The organism is Ruegeria sp., from assembly GCF_040830605.1.
Classification (GTDB): Bacteria; Pseudomonadota; Alphaproteobacteria; order Rhodobacterales; family Rhodobacteraceae; genus Ruegeria.
Window position 1 is genome coordinate 20,032 of record NZ_JBFOMD010000007.1, and the last position, 15,366, is coordinate 35,397.

The following is a 15,366-nucleotide window of genomic DNA, read 5'->3' on the forward strand; positions in this document are numbered from 1 at the left end:
TCACGGTCTGTGGCGCGGCGGGCGGCTCTTGTAAACCGGCAATTGCCAGCCAAACAACAGTGAGCCTGCGCGCAGCACCCAGCAGGCCAGCGCGCCGATCCCCAGTGCGGGCAGCCCCGCCAGACCCAGCCCCGAGGCCAGCACCGCCGCAACCGCACCGACAAAGGCGCAGGAGGCATAAAGCTCGCCCTGTTTCAGTACCAGCGGCACCTCGTTGCAGACCACATCGCGCATCAGCCCGCCCAGGCATCCGGTCGCCATGCCCATCAGCACAACAACCACCGGCGGCTGGTTCAGCGCAAGTGCCGCGCCGCTCCCGGCGGCAACCGAGATCGACAGCGCGAAACTGTCCAGCCACACCAGCCAGCGATAGCGGCTTTCGACCAGATGCGCGGTGAAAAACACCAGCACCGCCGCCGCCACTGCGATCAGGATGTAGGTGGGCTGCCCGACCCAGAACACCGGGTGCCGGTCCAGCAGCAGATCCCGCACCGTGCCGCCGCCCACCGCTGTCAGGCAGGCGATGAAGGCAAATCCCACCAGATCCAGCTGCGCCCGGCTCGCCACCAGCGCCCCGGTCAGCGCAAACACCAGAACCGAGGCATAGTCCAGCAGCGCCAGTGCGCTCACGCCTGCGCCTTTTTCGGCTTGAAGGGTTTCATCCCCGCCCGCGCCAGCTCATCCGCGCGCTCGTTCTCGGGGTGGCCCGCATGGCCCTTGACCCATTCCCAGGTCACGTCATGGCGGCGCTGGGCCTCGTCCAGCCGCTGCCACAGCTCCACATTCTTGACCGGTTTCTTGTTCGAGGTCTTCCAGCCGTTCTTCTTCCAGCCAAAAATCCACCCGGTCACGCCGTTCTTCACGTAGGCGCTGTCGGTGACCACGGTGATCTTCGAGGGCCGCTCCAGCGTCTCCAACGCGTTGATGGCGGCCAGCAGCTCCATCCGGTTGTTGGTGGTCTCGGCCTCACCACCGTTGAGCTCCCGCTGCTTGACCACGGTGTCACCTTCCTTTGCGCGCAGCAGCACCCCCCAGCCGCCGGGGCCGGGATTGCCGGAACAGGCGCCGTCGGTATAGGCAAAAAGCTCAGGCATGGGCGGCCACCGCGATCCAGTCAGAGACGGTGCCGTCAAGGCCCGGCCCGCTGCCGTGGCGCTGGCCGGTGATGCTGAAACCGGCTTCGGTCAGATGGATGCGCAATTCGTCCTCGCTGTAATAGGTGTAGTAGCGGCCCAGCCGGTCGGGGCCCTCGCCGCTGCCAAGCTTCATGCCGATGAAAAAGGCGCCACCCGGTTTCAGCGCCGCGTGCAGCGCCGCCAGATGGCGGGGAAAGTCGGTGCGCGGGGCATGCAGCAGGCTGAAATTGGCCCAGATACCGTCATAGATCTGCTCACCGGCAATGTCGTCGAACACCGCCTGCCGGGCGGTCACGCCGGGGTGGCGATCCGCCAGCGCCACCATCTCGGCCGAGGCGTCCGTGGCCTCAACCACCAGCCCCGCCTGCGCCATCACTGCCGCCGAGGTGCCGGGGCCACAGCCCAGATCCAGCACCCGCCCGCCCGCGGGCACGGCAGCCAGAAAGGCGCTCAGATGCGGGTCGTCGGCATTCTGATCGTCGGTCAGGTTGGCATATTCGGCGGCACGCTCGTCATAGACGCGGATCGTGGTATCGTCGCTCATGCGGGTTCCCGCAACACGCGCGGCACCTTGAATTCCACATTCTCGGTCGCGGTCTCGACCACCTCGACCGTGACGTCGAACCGCTCGCGGAAGGCGTCGATCACCTCGTTCACCAGCACCTCGGGCGCCGAGGCCCCTGCGGTGATGGCAACGCTGCCGATCCCCTCAAGCGCGCGCCAGTCGATATTGTCTGCCCGCTGCACCAGCTGGGCGTATTGGCACCCGGCTTTTGACGCGACCTCGACCAGACGCCGTGAATTCGACGAGTTGGGCGCCCCAACCACCAGCAGCGCGTCGGCATTCGGCGCCACGGTCTTCACCGCCTCCTGCCGGTTGGTGGTGGCGTAGCAGATATCTTCCTTATGCGGGCCGACGATCCGGGGGAACCGGTCCTGCAGCGCGGCCACGATATCCTTGGTGTCATCCACCGACAGCGTGGTCTGGGTGACAAAGGCCAGTTTGTCGGGGTCGCGCACCTCGACCGCACCCACATCCGCAACAGTTTCGACCAACAGCACCTCACCATCCGGCAACTGCCCCATGGTGCCGACGGTCTCAGGGTGCCCCTTGTGGCCGATCATGATCATCTGCAGCCCCGCATCGGCATGGCGCTGCGCCTCGATATGCACTTTCGACACCAACGGGCAGGTGGCATCCACATACACCATCTCGCGGCGCGTGGCCTCGGCGGGCACGGATTTCGGCACCCCATGGGCGGAAAAGATCACCGGGCGGTCGTTGGGGCAATCCTCCAACTCTTCGACAAACACCGCGCCCTTGTCGCGCAGCCCGTCCACGACGAACTTGTTGTGCACGATCTCATGACGCACATAGACCGGCGCGCCCCATTTCTCGAGCGCCATCTCGACGATCTTGATCGCCCGGTCCACGCCCGCGCAGAATCCGCGCGGGGCAGCAAGGTAGAGTGTCAGCGGCGGCTTGGTCATGTCGGCATCTCCTTACCCCGGACAGGTAAGGCTTTCGGGGCGATTGGTCCAGAGAGCGCGGGCCTTGTCACGCAACTGACATGCAGCCCGGTTAAACGGAGGGCGATTTCAGAACGAACCCATAGTTAAAGAAACGCGGTCGGAATCGTCTGATCCCGACCGCGTCCTTACCTTTCGGCGGCCTGCAATCCGGTCCCGATCGTGCCGGTCGGCGTCCCTTACTTTCCGCCAGCGGCGGCCAGGCTCCGGGGCTCGGCCGGGATATCGCGCGGCGGGCGCCCGATCACTTCGCGCAGCTCTTCCAGCTCGATGAAGTTATCGGCCTGACGACGCAGATCGTCAGAAATCATCGGCGGCTGGCTGCGGATGGTCGAAACCACCGACACGCGCACGCCCTGACGCTGGAGGCTTGCCACCAGCGGGCGGAAATCTCCGTCGCCCGAGAACAGGACGATATGATCGACACGCGGCGCCAGTTCCATGGCGTCCACGGTCAGTTCGATGTCCATATTGCCCTTGACCTTCCGACGCCCCATGCTGTCGGTGTATTCCTTCGCGGGCTTGGTCACCATGGTGAAGCCGTTGTAGTGCAGCCAATCCACCAGCGGGCGGATCGGAGAATACTCGTCGTTTTCAAGAAGCGCTGTATAGTAAAACGCCCGAAGCAGTTTTCCGCGGCGCATGAATTCCTGCCGCAACAACTTATAGTCGATGTCAAAGCCAAGAGCCTTTGCAGCGGCATAAAGATTCGAGCCATCGATGAACAGCGCTAGCCGTTCGTCCTTATAAAACATAAAATTTTTCCTTCCGGTATGCCCCCTCCGCCGCGTCTTCCGTGAGTGAGTGATAAAAAATGGGCGGAACGGTGTACCTAATTTAGGAGAATTGTGATCTATCGCAAGTATTGTCTGTGCACAATTTGGTGGGAAAAATGACCGGAAAACCCGCAAAAGTGCTGTTGGCTGCGGGTGCCAACCTGCCTTTTGGCGAAAATTGCCCAAAGCTTACCCTACGGCATGCTGTGTTTGCGCTATCACAGGCAGGCGTAGTGATTCGCGCCGTCAGCCGGTTCTTTTCCACGCCCTGCTTTCCCGCCGGCGCCGGGCCGGATTATGTCAACGCGGCCTTTGAGGTCGAGACCGAGGCCGATCCCGAAACGCTCCTGCAAATGCTGCACCGGATCGAACACACGTTCGGGCGCGCGCGGGCGCAGCGCTGGGGGATGCGGACGCTGGATCTGGATGTGGTCGCCTGGCAAAACCGGGTTCTGCCGGACCGGGCCGAATATGACCGCTGGCAGAGCTTGCCGCCCGAGCAGCAGATCAAGGCGACGCCGGACCGGTTGATCCTGCCGCATCCGCGTCTGCAGGACCGTGCCTTCGTCCTCGTGCCGCTGGCGGATATCGCGCCCGACTGGCGCCATCCGGTGCTCGGGCAGACGGTGCGCGAGATGCTGGCGGCGCTGCCTGACGAGGATGTGAGCGCCGTCACACCGCTCTGAATGCTGCAGTGCAGGCATTTCGCGCTTGTCAAGGCGCGGAATCACGCTTAGATAATCCCCTTCTGGACACGGTTTCATATTGGAGAGCGCCTGATGGCCCGCGTGACGGTAGAAGATTGCGTAGACAAGGTTCCGAACCGGTTTGAGCTGGTGATGCTGGCAGCACACCGCGCGCGCGAGATTTCGGCGGGCGGAGCACTGACCGTGGATCGCGACAACGACAAGAACCCGGTCGTGTCGCTGCGCGAGATCGCCGATGAAACCCAGAGCGCCGACGAACTGCGCGAACGTCTGATCGAGGCCAACCAGACCCAGATCGAGGTCGATGAGCCCGAAGAGGATCAGATGGCCCTGCTGATGGGTGCCGAAACGGACAAGCCTGCTGACGACGACATGTCCGAAGAAAAGCTGCTGCGCGCGCTTATGGAGGCTCAGGGTCAGGGGTAACCCCTGCGCATAAGGATGCGGACCGGATGATTTCAGCAGAAGACCTGATTGCGCTGGTCCGCAACTACAATCCGAAAACCAACACAGACCGCCTCTCCCGGGCCTATGAGTTCGGCGAGCGCATGCATGACGGGCAATTCCGTCATTCGGGTGAGCCCTACTTTACCCATCCCGTCGCCGTCGCCGCCATCCTGACCGAGCAGCGGCTGGACGACGCCACCATCATCACCGCGCTGCTGCATGACACCATCGAGGACACCAAGGCCTCGTACGGACATGTGGCCGATCTGTTCGGAGACGAGGTCGCCAAGCTGGTCGATGGTGTCACCAAGCTGACCAACCTGCAGCTCTCCAGCCGCGAGACCAAGCAGGCTGAAAACTTCCGCAAGCTGTTCATGGCCATGTCCAAGGATTTGCGGGTGATTCTGGTCAAGCTCGCCGACCGCCTGCACAACATGCGCACCATCAAGGCGATGCGCCCGGAAAAGCAGGTGGTCAAGGCGCGGGAGACGATGGATATCTACGCGCCGCTCGCGGGCCGTATGGGTATGCAGTGGATGCGCGAGGAACTCGAGGACCTCGCTTTCCGCGTGCTGAACCCCGAAGGCCGCCAGTCGATCATCCGCCGCTTCATCACCCTGCAGCGCGAAACCGGGGACGTGATCCACCGCATCACCGGCGATATGCGGCATGAGCTGGAAAAAGCGGGCATCGATGCTGAGGTGTTCGGCCGCGCCAAGAAACCCTATTCGATCTGGCGCAAGATGCAGGAAAAGGATCAGGGCTTTTCCCGCCTCTCCGACATCTACGGCTTCCGCATCATCACCGGGTCCGAGGAAGACTGCTACCGCACCCTCGGCGCCATCCACCAGCGCTGGCGCGCGGTGCCGGGCCGGTTCAAGGACTATATCAGCCAGCCGAAATCAAACGGCTACCGCTCGATCCACACCACCGTGTCGGGCCGCGACGGCAAACGGGTCGAGGTGCAGATCCGTACCCGCCAGATGCATGACGTGGCCGAAACCGGCGTGGCGGCGCACTGGTCCTACCGCGACGGCGTGCGCTCGGAAAACCCCTTTGCCGTCGACCCCGCCAAGTGGATCGCCAACCTGACCGAACAGTTCGACAGCGAAGAGGATCACGAGGATTTCCTCGAGGCCGTGAAGCTTGAGATGTATTCGGACCAGGTGTTCTGCTTCACGCCCAAGGGCGACGTGGTGAAACTGCCGCGCGGTGCGACGCCGATCGACTTTGCCTATGCCATCCACACCCGCATCGGCCATGCCTGTGTCGGCGCCAAGGTAGACGGCATCCGGGTGCCGCTCTGGACCCGGCTCAAGAACGGGCAGTCGGTGGATGTCATCACCGCCGACGGCCAGACCCCGCAGGTCACCTGGCTTGAGATCGCGGTCACCGGCAAGGCCCGCACCGCCATCCGCCGCGCCCTCCGCGAGGTGGACCGCGAACGCTTCATCAAGCTGGGCCAGGAACTGGCCCGCGCCGGGTTCGAACATGTCGGCCGCAAGGCCACCGACAAGGCGCTCGATACTGCCGCCAAACACCTGCGCCTCAAGAACCGGGACGAGTTGCTGGCCCGGCTCGGCAGCGCCGAGCTGACCGCGCACGATGTGGTCGAGGCGGTCTATCCCGAACTCACCAAGGACGAGGGCGACGCCATCCCGATGCGCCGCGCGGTGATCGGCCTGGAACCGGGGCAGAAATTCGAGCGCGCACCCTGCTGCCAGCCGCTGCCGGGCGAACGCATCGTCGGCATCACCTATCGCGGCAAGGGCGTGGTGGTGCATTCCATCGACTGCGACCGGCTGAGCGAGTTCGAAGATCAGCTGGAACGCTGGGTGGACCTGCACTGGCACTCGGGCACGCACCCTGCGGTTTACGGGGCCACGCTGGACATGACCATCGGCAACGATGCCGGTGTGCTGGGGCGCATTTGCACATTGATCGGTGAGAAAAAGGCCAATATCTCGAATCTGGAATTCGTGGATCGGAAACCGGACTTTTACCGACTTTTGATCAATGTCGAGTTGCGCGATATCGAGCAATTGCATTCGCTCATGCTTATGTTGGAGGCGGAAAGCGACGTAGCCGCCGTCGAACGGCACAGGGAAAAGGCCCGGGCAAGCGCCGCGGCAAGCTGAAGGCCGGAAGGCAGGGAAAGGACGATCAGGAGTGGTTTTCAAGCGCCGAGACCGACGCTCGCCTGTCCAGATCGTCTGGGATTTCATCTATCCGCGTGGAGGCTGGACGCGGGCCTTTCACTACGTCAAGCACCGGGTGCGCCGCCTGCCGGATTCGCCGGAACGCATCGCGCGTGGAATCGGCGTCGGCGTGTTTGCCTCGTTCACCCCGTTCTACGGGATGCATTTCGTGGTCGCCGCGGTTCTGGCTCGGCTCTTCAACGGCAATTTGCTGTCCGCGCTCAGCGGCACGTTTTTCGGCAACCCGCTCACCTATGTGCCAATCGGCGTGGTCTGCCTGCAAACCGGGCATTTCCTGCTGGGAACCGAGTTTGACGAGGATGACACGCAGGGCCTGATGGGCAAGTTCGGCGATGCGCTGGGCGACCTCAAGGACAATTTCATCGCCCTCTTCACCGCGCGCGATGCAGACTGGCATGGGCTGGGCGTCTTTTACGACGACGTGTTCTTTCCTTATCTGGTAGGCGGCATCATCCCGGGGATCGTCGCGGGCGTGGTGTGCTGCTACCTCAGCCTGCCGGTGACCCGCACCTATCAGCAGCGCCGCCGCGCCAAGATCAAGGCCAAGTTCGAAGAAATCAAACGCCTGGCCGAGGCCAAGGCTGCCGTTTCCGAAACAAAACCTCTAGGCTCGCCGCAAAGACTGGAAAAGGATTCGAGCGATGTTTGATACCCATCTGCGATTGGGCGTGAATATCGACCACGTGGCGACCGTGCGGAATGCCCGGGGCGGGGCCTATCCGGACCCGCTGCGCGCCGCCAGGATCGCCGAAGAGGCAGGCGCCGATGGGATCACCGCGCATCTGCGCGAAGACCGCCGCCACATCTCGGACGCCGATATCGACGGGTTGATGGAGGTGTTGTCCGTACCGTTGAATTTCGAGATGGCGGCGACGGATGAGATGCAGAAAATCGCCCTGCGCCACAAGCCGCACGCGGTCTGCATCGTGCCGGAAAAGCGCGAGGAACGGACCACCGAAGGCGGGCTGGAAGTCGCGCGTGAGGAAAACCGGCTGGCCCATTTCATCGCCCCTCTGCGCGAGGCCGGATGCCGGGTATCCATCTTCATCGCCGCCGACATGAAACAGATCGAGGCCGCCCACCGCATCGGCGCCGAAGTGATCGAGCTGCATACCGGCGCCTATTGCGACGCACATGCCGAAGGCCACATCGAAGAGCGCGACCGCGAGCTTGAGGCCTTGCGCGAGATGTCGACATTTGCCCATTCGCTGGGGCTCGAGGTGCACGCAGGCCACGGCCTGACCTATGACACCGTACAGCCGGTCGCGGCCTTCACCGAGGTGCGCGAGCTGAACATCGGCCACTTCCTGATCGGCGAGGCGATCTTTCGCGGCCTGACACCGGCAATTGCCGAGATGCGCCGGCTGATGGACGCGGTGCGGGCGTAGGTCAAGGTATCAACAATCCAGACAATCGGAGTTCATGCCGTGGGTTCCAGCATACTCAGATTTTCCTTCGTGTTCATCGCCACCAGCGTTGCGATTCCGATTGTGATCCTTGCGGTCCAGCTTCTGCTGGGGATCAACCTGTCCAGCTCGGCCGTCGGGTTTATCCCCTTCATGACCGCCGCGATGACCGAGGGGCAGAGATACGTCAAGGAGTTCGGCGATCTGCCCAGCAAGCGGGAAATGTGGTTGGCCGCCGTGTTGATGGGTTGGGTCGGGATGACCTTGTCTTTCATCATGGGGGGAGTGCTTCTGGCCATGTCGCCGGAGCTTTTCACCGAGATGATGCAGCTTCCGATTGCGTTCTGGTTGTTCGGGTTTGTCATCGTTCTGATCGTCGCGATACTGATGTGTCGCGGGGCAGTTGGTGTAGGCGCCCGCTCGCAGCTCAAGCAAGCTCGGCGTGGACGAGGGTAGGACAATGATGGACGAGCGTACTGGCACAAGATTGCACTGCGATATCGCGCGCAAGGGAAGGGCCCTAACCGCTATCCGCCCGATTTGCGGGTGTCCGTCATGACCGACCTGCTCATCCCGCTGCCCGTCATTCTGGTGGGCTGGGCGCTGGCCGGAGGCAGCCCGGGCCCCGCGACGCTGGCCATTTCAAGCACTTCCATGGCTCATGGCCGCGGCGCCGGGGTGGCGCTGGCCACTGGCGTGGTCGCCGGATCGGCGGTGTGGGCATCGCAGCCGGGCTGGGGTTTTCCGCGCTCATGATGGCCAATGCCTGGCTGTTCGAACTGGTCCGCTTCGCCGGCGCCGGATACCTGTTCTATCTCGCGACCAAGTCACTCCGCTCGGCCTGGGTCGGCGGCACTGTCACCCCGGCCGCCGCCCCGCGCCGGGCCTTCTTTGCCAAGGGGCTGACCCTGCACCTGACAAACCCCAAGGCCATCCTCGCATGGGGCTCGATCTACGCCATCGCTCTGGTCCCGGCGGCGGGCGCCCTGTCGGTCTGGTCGCTTTTTGCTGCCCTGGCCTCGGTGTCGATAACGGTGTTCATCGGATATGCGCTGCTGTTCTCGGCCCCGCCCATCGCCCGCGCCTATGCCCGCGCAAAACGCTGGTTCGACCTGGCGTTCGGCGTTCTGTTCGGCGCTGCATCCCTCAAACTGCTGACGGCGCGATTGTCGTAGCCGCCGGCCCCGGCCCCTCACTTCACGGTGAAGTGAGAACCTCCGCGTTGCCGCCGCCAGGGACCAGATGCCATCCTCGGCCCTGTTCAACAGCCGGAGGCACCTTCGATGTTTGCACGTATACTTGTTTCCCTTTTTCTCATTGCTGCCGGAACCGCTGCCATCGCTCAGGACGCTCAGCGCGAGCTGATCCCGGTCAAGGGCGACGTCTACCTGTTCCGCAACAACTTCCACCAATCCCTGATCGTGGCCACGCCCGAGGGCACGGTCCGCGTTGACCCGATCAACGCCGAGGCGAGCGCGTGGCTCACCGAAAACCTGGGCCACATCACCGATCAGCCGGTCACTCATCTGATCTATTCGCACAGCCATCTCGACCACGCCTCGGGCGGCAGCGTTCATGACGGCGCGCAGGTCATTGCTCACGAAAACGCGCCCGATGCCATCGACGGGGTGTCCCCGGACGTGCGCGTGGGCGACAGCCACACGCTTGAGCTGGGGGGCAAGACGCTTGAGCTGACCTATCTCGGTCCGGGCCATGGCGTGGATATGCTGGCCGTTGTCGTGCGCCCCGAAAACGTGGGCTTCATCGTCGATGTCGCAGCCCCCAGAAGGATGCCGTTCCGCACCATGCGCGGCGCAAATCTCGACCACTGGATGGAGCAGATCAAGGCCGCCATGGCTCTGGACTTCGAAATCTTTGCCCCCGGTCACGGTCCGATCGGCGTCCATGGCGATCTGGCCGATCATCTGGGGTATTTCGAGGCGCTGCGGGCCGGGGTTCTCGAAGGGCTCAATGCCGGAAAATCGGTTGAGGAGCTTCAGGCGGAACTCACGCTCGATGCTTACAAGGACTGGGGCCAGTACGGTGCCTGGCGGGCACAGAATATCCAGGGCATGGCCAGCTACCTCACCAGCGCGGGGATCGCCAACTGACATAACCCGGCGGCGGGTCTCAGGTTGAAACGGCCCGTCCCACCGGCATCGCCTTGCCATGCCGGGCGGTTTCGCGTTGATTGTGCGCACAGATTCCAATGGGGGCCGCATGATTTTGGGCATTGGCACCGACCTCGCCAATATCGAGCGCATTCAGGGCACGCTCGACCGCTTCGGCGACCGGTTCCGCAACCGCGTCTTCACCGACATCGAACAGCGCAAGGCCGAGCGCCGCGCCGACACGGCGGGCACCTATGCCAAGCGCTGGGCGGCGAAAGAGGCGTGTTCCAAGGCGCTGGGCACCGGGCTGCGCATGGGCATCGCGTGGAAGGATATGGCGGTCTCCAACCTGCGCACCGGCCAGCCCGTCATGCATGTCACCGGCTGGGCCGCCGAGCGTCTGGCCGAGATGACGCCCGAAGGGCATGAGGCGATCATCCACGTCACCCTGACCGACGATCACCCCTGGGCGCAGGCCTTCGTGGTGATCGAGGCGCGGCCGGTTCACGAAGGCGCCGCGTGACCTTGACTCGCCCCCGACCGCCCCGCATGTAGCACGCAACCTGACCCAAACCCGACCGAGGACTGGAGACCTGCATGGCCGAGCAAGCCAAAACCGGAAACGCCGTCTGGGAGACGATCAAGACCGTCTTCTATGCCCTGCTGATCGCGGGCGTTTTCCGCACGCTGTTCTTTCAGCCCTTCTGGATCCCGTCCGGGTCGATGAAACAGACCCTGCTGATCGGGGATTTCCTGTTCGTCAACAAGATGGCCTATGGCTATTCCTACGCCTCCTGCCCCAGCCTGATCATCCCGAGCTTCGGCCTCAATATCGATGCCGAGGATGTCTGCGGCTGGATGAAGGGCGACAACACACGCATTCTGGGCGGCGAGCCCGAACGCGGTGACGTGGTGGTCTTTCGCCACCCGGTGACCGGGCGCGACTACATCAAGCGGCTGATCGGCCTGCCAGGTGACAAGATCCAGGTCAAGGACGGGGTGCTGCAGATCAACGGCCAGGCGGTCGAGTTGCAGGATGACGGCGTCTTTGAAGAGATCGCCGAGCCGCAGGGCCCGCAACGCCTGCGCCCGCGCTGCGAAAATGGGCCGGTCGGCACCGGCGGCACCTGTCAGAAATCGCGCCAGATCGAGACGCTGCCCAACGGCGTCTCGCACGAGATCCTGAATATCGGCAACCAGTCCTCGGATCACACCGGCATCTACGTGGTGCCCGAGGGGCATTATTTCTTCATGGGCGATAACCGCGACAATTCCGCAGACAGCCGTCTGCCGCAGCCTGCGGGCGGGGTCGGGTTCGTGCCTTATGAGAACCTGATCGGCCGCGCCGACCGCATCATGTTCTCCTCCGCGGGCCGGTCGATGTTCTTCTTCTGGACATGGCGCGGCGACCGTTTCTTCAAGGGGGTCGAGTGAAGCTCTCGACCGAGATAAAGGCGTTTCAGCAGCGGATCGGGTACGAGTTCCAACGGCCCGAGCTGCTGATCCGCGCGCTCACCCACGGCTCGGTTTCTTCGGCCACGCGGCCGGATAACCAGCGGCTGGAGTTTCTGGGCGACCGGGTGCTGGGGCTGGTGATGGCCACGGCGCTTCTGGAACATGACAAGAAGGCCACCGAGGGCCAGTTGGCGCCGCGTTTCAACGCGCTGGTGCGCAAGGAAACCTGCGCCGATGTGGCCCGCCATATCGATCTTGGCGCGGTGCTCAAGCTGGGCCGGTCCGAGATGATGTCGGGCGGGCGGCGCAAGCAGGCGCTGCTGGGCGACGCGATGGAGGCGGTGATCGCCGCTGTTTATCGTGATACCGGGTTCGAGGCGGCACGGGACATGATCCTGCGGCTCTGGGGGGACCGTATCCTCAAGGTCGAAACCGACGCCCGAGACCCCAAGACCGCGCTGCAGGAATGGGCGCAGGCGCGCGGGCAGAAGCCGCCGTCCTACGTCGAGGTATCGCGCAGCGGCCCCGATCACGCGCCGGTTTTCACCATCGCTGCGCGGCTGCAGGACGGGGTGGAGGCGCAGGCTACCGCCGGATCCAAGCGGCAGGCCGAACAGGCCGCCGCCAAGGCGCTGCTGTCCCAACTGTCCTGACATTCGAACCGGGCCAAGCCGCTTGAAAGCGGCTTAAGCGGTTTCAAACCGCTTGCAAGGCGTTTGCAAACGCCTTGTTCGCAGTGACCTTGTCAGGTCACGCGAATATAGCCGGTCAGCCCGGTTTTCTGATGCTCGATCACGTGGCAGTGGAAGGCCCAGTCGCCCGGGTTGTCCGCGACCAGCGCGATCTCGGCCACCTCGTCCTTGAGCAACAGCATGGTGTCCGTCATCAGTGGCGGCAGCTTGCGCAGGTTCGACCGGATCGGCACAAAGGCCAGCCCGTGCAGATGGATCGGGTGCAGGTTGGGAGACTCGTTGCGCAGGCGCAGGACATAGCTTTTGCCCCGCTCCAGCGTGGCCAGCGGCCCCACATTCTCCGCCGCATCTCCGGCCCAGGGCGTGCGGTTGATCGACCAGAAACTGTATCCCATAGAGCCGCAGAACCCGTCATTTGGCGGGCCGCCCTCGGGTGTCCAGCCAAAGACGAAATCATGCACTTCGGCATTGGTCAGATCGGGCCGGGCCACCGGATTGGCGGTCAGGGGCTTCACCTCGCGCAGGTCGCGGCCCAGGCTCTGGCCGGTGGCGCGCAGACGGGCCATGACGCGCGATCCGCGGCCCGGAAGCTCGGCCAGCAGCGCGACGCTCTGCCCCTCTGCACCCGGCATCGCCACCGCGAAATCGACGCGCTGGCCAGGGCCTACAAGCAGAGGCTCATCCTTGCCGGGCATCGGCAGCTCGGCCGCGACCGGATGGCCATCCCAGGCGATGATCCGCGCCTCTGCCCCGCCCAGATGCAGCTTGTAGATCCGGGTCGTGTCGCTGTTGACCACACGCAGGCGCACCAGCCCTCCGGCGGCGTGATCATAGCTCGGCGCGTCCAGCCAGTTGGCGGTCAGCACATTGCCGAACGTTCCGCCGCGCGCCGCCCCCCGTGCGGTGAAGGCGGGAAGGAACACGCCCTCCTCATCCAGCCGGAAATCGCGCAGGTTGATCACCTGCTCGCTGTCGAATCCGGGGTCTTCGGCCTCGGCAACCACCATCACCCCGGTCAGACCATGCGCCATCTGCGCCATGGTCATGCAGTGTGGGTGATACCAGTAGGTGCCCGCGTCGGGCGGGGTGAATTCACACTCGAACGTCTCGCCTTCGGCGATGGGCATCTGGGTCAGGTAGGGCACCCCGTCCATGGCGTTGTCGATGCGCATCCCGTGCCAATGCATCGCGGTGTAATCCGGCATTGCGTTACGCACGCTCAGCCGCATCGCCTCGCCCTGACGGCCATACAGAACCGGTGGCGGCGCATCGGGGCTCAGGCTGACCATCCCTTCGGTCGGACGGTCCCGGAAGGTGAAGCTGGCGGGCTGGATGACCAGTTCCTGCGCGGCCCGGGCCCGCGCCTGTGTCAGACCGGCCAGCCCGAGCGCGCCGGCGGACGCTCCGCAACCCAGCAGAAAATCGCGACGTTTCATGATGTGCCTCATGCTGTTGAAAAGGTGGGAGGCCTGGCGGACAAGCTGGGTGCGCCCGGGGCCCGGATGCCATGACCGGGCACCGGGGCGCAACGCGCCGGATCGCCGCAATTGCCCTCTGGTCGGCGCGGGCAAACTCCTGTAGGGGACTGCATCTGCAAACAGGACCTGACAAAAGATGACCACACGCGCCGGATTCATCGCTCTGATCGGAGAGCCCAACGCGGGCAAATCCACCCTGCTGAACCGCATGGTCGGGGCCAAGGTCTCGATCGTGACGCACAAGGTGCAGACCACCCGCGCCCGCATTCGCGGCGTGGCGATGGAAGGCGACGCGCAGCTGGTCTTTGTCGACACACCGGGCCTCTTCAAACCGCGCCGCCGGCTGGACCGCGCCATGGTGGCGGCAGCCTGGGGCGGGGCGGCGGATGCCGACATCGTCGTGCTGATGGTCGAGGCCCATCGCGGCATCACCGAAGGCGTGGAACGCATCCTCGAAGGGCTGAACGAGATCGGGCAGGGCCGCACCGTCGCGCTGGCCATCAACAAGATCGACAAGGTGCAGTCCGAGGCGCTGCTGGGTCTGACCAAGGAACTGAATGATCGCTACGACTTTGCCGAGACCTTCATGATCTCGGCCGAGCGCGGCCACGGTGCCGACGACCTGCGCAAATGGCTCGCGGGCCGGCTTCCCGAGGGTCCGTGGCTCTACCCCGAGGATCAGATCGCCGATCTGCCCATGCGCATGATCGCCGCCGAGATGACCCGCGAAAAGCTGACCCTGCGCCTGCATCAGGAACTGCCCTATCAAATGACCGTCGAAACCGAAAGCTGGCAAGAGCGCAAGGACGGTTCGGCCCGGGTCGATCAAGTGATCTACGTGGTCCGCGACGGGCACAAGGGCATCGTGCTGGGCAAGCGCGGTGAGACCATCAAGGCGGTCAGCCAGGCCGCCCGCGCCGAGCTGGAGGAATTCCTGGACCGCAAGGTGCACCTGTTTTTGCAGGTCAAGGTGCGGCCCAACTGGCTGGAGGAATCCGAGCGCTATTCCGAAATGGGGCTCGACTTCAAAGACGGAAACGCATGACCCGGCTAACCGCCGAATTCTGGGTACAGGCCTACCTGGCCCGGCTGCGGTTTCAGGAAATCCCGGCCTTTGTCGTGGCCCACGGCGACGACACGGCGGGCGCGGTGCTGGTCAAGCTCAACACGCTGGACGGGCAGGCGGTCGCGTTCCAGCGCAGTTTCGACCTGATGAGCGGCGAGCGGAAATGGATCGAACTTTCCAGCGGCCCCGAGACGGACGTGGACGCAGCGATCCAGCGCCAGCGCGGCTTTGATCCGGACCTCTGGGTGATCGAGGTCGAGGATCGGGGCGGACGGCACCTGTTGGGCGAGAGCGGGCTTGAGTAGCTCCACTCTGAAATCTGTTGGTACAGTCCGCGATGGTT

20 protein-coding genes are annotated in these 15,366 nt (G+C 64.1%); 14 read left to right on the forward strand and 6 right to left on the reverse strand.

Translation table 11 applies throughout. From position 1 onward, the window contains the following. From AB3N21_RS11110 to AB3N21_RS11130, 5 genes are all read right to left on the reverse strand, one after another. A complete protein-coding gene (locus AB3N21_RS11110) occupies positions 1–630 on the reverse strand; it encodes a trimeric intracellular cation channel family protein (RefSeq protein WP_171177963.1) in 630 nt (209 codons plus the stop codon). Continuing rightward, positions 627–1,094, reverse strand: a complete 468-nt coding sequence (gene rnhA, locus AB3N21_RS11115; protein ID WP_367935299.1) for a ribonuclease HI — start codon at positions 1,092–1,094, stop codon at positions 627–629. Before rnhA ends, AB3N21_RS11110 begins: the two co-directional genes overlap by 4 nt. Further along, complete coding sequence (locus tag AB3N21_RS11120; protein WP_367935300.1) at positions 1,087–1,680, reverse strand: trans-aconitate 2-methyltransferase; 594 nt, start codon at positions 1,678–1,680, stop codon at positions 1,087–1,089. The genes rnhA and AB3N21_RS11120 overlap by 8 nt, the downstream gene beginning before the upstream one ends. Next, positions 1,677–2,627, reverse strand: coding sequence for a 4-hydroxy-3-methylbut-2-enyl diphosphate reductase (gene ispH / locus AB3N21_RS11125; protein ID WP_367935301.1), 951 nt, complete (start codon positions 2,625–2,627; stop codon positions 1,677–1,679). Before ispH ends, AB3N21_RS11120 begins: the two co-directional genes overlap by 4 nt. Positions 2,628–2,845: 218 nt before the next feature. Beyond that, complete coding sequence (locus AB3N21_RS11130; protein ID WP_171177957.1) at positions 2,846–3,421, reverse strand: NYN domain-containing protein; 576 nt, start codon at positions 3,419–3,421, stop codon at positions 2,846–2,848. A gap of 137 nt (positions 3,422–3,558) precedes the next feature. On the opposite strand from AB3N21_RS11130, the gene folK reads away from it, so the two are divergent. From folK to rnc, 12 genes are all read left to right on the forward strand, one after another. Next, positions 3,559–4,128, forward strand: coding sequence for a 2-amino-4-hydroxy-6-hydroxymethyldihydropteridine diphosphokinase (gene folK / locus AB3N21_RS11135; protein WP_367935302.1), 570 nt, complete (start codon positions 3,559–3,561; stop codon positions 4,126–4,128). 93 nt (positions 4,129–4,221) lie between these two features. Beyond that, positions 4,222–4,575 carry a DNA-directed RNA polymerase subunit omega gene (rpoZ, locus tag AB3N21_RS11140; protein WP_171177955.1) on the forward strand — a complete coding sequence of 118 codons (354 nt, stop codon included), beginning with the start codon at positions 4,222–4,224 and terminating at the stop codon, positions 4,573–4,575. A 26-nt stretch (positions 4,576–4,601) separates the two neighbouring features. Further along, positions 4,602–6,734, forward strand: coding sequence for a bifunctional (p)ppGpp synthetase/guanosine-3',5'-bis(diphosphate) 3'-pyrophosphohydrolase (locus AB3N21_RS11145; RefSeq protein WP_171177954.1), 2,133 nt, complete (start codon positions 4,602–4,604; stop codon positions 6,732–6,734). Positions 6,735–6,765: 31 nt separating this feature from the next. Then, positions 6,766–7,464 (forward strand): DUF2062 domain-containing protein, encoded by a 699-nt coding sequence (locus AB3N21_RS11150; RefSeq protein ID WP_171177953.1) that lies wholly within the window; start codon positions 6,766–6,768, stop codon positions 7,462–7,464. Beyond that, on the forward strand, positions 7,457–8,203 hold the full coding sequence (locus tag AB3N21_RS11155; protein ID WP_367935303.1) for a pyridoxine 5'-phosphate synthase: 747 nt from the start codon (positions 7,457–7,459) through the stop codon (positions 8,201–8,203). Before AB3N21_RS11150 ends, AB3N21_RS11155 begins: the two co-directional genes overlap by 8 nt. A gap of 39 nt (positions 8,204–8,242) precedes the next feature. After that, positions 8,243–8,677 carry an ABZJ_00895 family protein gene (locus AB3N21_RS11160; protein ID WP_367935304.1) on the forward strand — a complete coding sequence of 145 codons (435 nt, stop codon included), beginning with the start codon at positions 8,243–8,245 and terminating at the stop codon, positions 8,675–8,677. 90 nt (positions 8,678–8,767) lie between these two features. Next, complete coding sequence (locus AB3N21_RS11165) at positions 8,768–8,977, forward strand: hypothetical protein (protein WP_367935305.1); 210 nt, start codon at positions 8,768–8,770, stop codon at positions 8,975–8,977. Beyond that, positions 8,938–9,396: a LysE family transporter gene (locus AB3N21_RS11170; protein WP_367935306.1), complete on the forward strand. Its 459-nt coding sequence runs from the start codon at positions 8,938–8,940 to the stop codon at positions 9,394–9,396. The genes AB3N21_RS11165 and AB3N21_RS11170 overlap by 40 nt, the downstream gene beginning before the upstream one ends. Positions 9,397–9,504: 108 nt before the next feature. Further along, the gene (locus tag AB3N21_RS11175) at positions 9,505–10,332 is read left to right on the forward strand and encodes a hypothetical protein (protein ID WP_367935307.1); all 828 of its coding nucleotides are present in this window, start codon (positions 9,505–9,507) and stop codon (positions 10,330–10,332) included. Between the two features lie 109 nt (positions 10,333–10,441). Beyond that, positions 10,442–10,855, forward strand: coding sequence for a holo-ACP synthase (gene acpS, locus AB3N21_RS11180; protein WP_367935308.1), 414 nt, complete (start codon positions 10,442–10,444; stop codon positions 10,853–10,855). 74 nt (positions 10,856–10,929) lie between these two features. Next, positions 10,930–11,766 carry a signal peptidase I gene (gene lepB, locus AB3N21_RS11185; protein ID WP_367935309.1) on the forward strand — a complete coding sequence of 279 codons (837 nt, stop codon included), beginning with the start codon at positions 10,930–10,932 and terminating at the stop codon, positions 11,764–11,766. After that, positions 11,763–12,440: a ribonuclease III gene (gene rnc, locus AB3N21_RS11190; RefSeq protein WP_367935310.1), complete on the forward strand. Its 678-nt coding sequence runs from the start codon at positions 11,763–11,765 to the stop codon at positions 12,438–12,440. Before lepB ends, rnc begins: the two co-directional genes overlap by 4 nt. Before the next feature lie 92 nt (positions 12,441–12,532). On the opposite strand, the gene AB3N21_RS11195 is transcribed toward rnc, so the two are convergent. Further along, complete coding sequence (locus AB3N21_RS11195) at positions 12,533–13,915, reverse strand: multicopper oxidase family protein (RefSeq protein WP_367935311.1); 1,383 nt, start codon at positions 13,913–13,915, stop codon at positions 12,533–12,535. Positions 13,916–14,093: 178 nt separating this feature from the next. Between AB3N21_RS11195 and era the strand changes: the two genes are divergently transcribed. Together era and AB3N21_RS11205 are read left to right on the forward strand one after the other, a co-directional pair. Then, entirely contained in the window at positions 14,094–15,002 is a 909-nt protein-coding gene (gene era / locus AB3N21_RS11200; RefSeq protein WP_367935312.1) for a GTPase Era, read from the forward strand. Next, positions 14,999–15,328 (forward strand): DUF1491 family protein, encoded by a 330-nt coding sequence (locus tag AB3N21_RS11205; RefSeq protein WP_367935313.1) that lies wholly within the window; start codon positions 14,999–15,001, stop codon positions 15,326–15,328. Before era ends, AB3N21_RS11205 begins: the two co-directional genes overlap by 4 nt. Positions 15,329–15,366 lie beyond the last annotated feature (38 nt).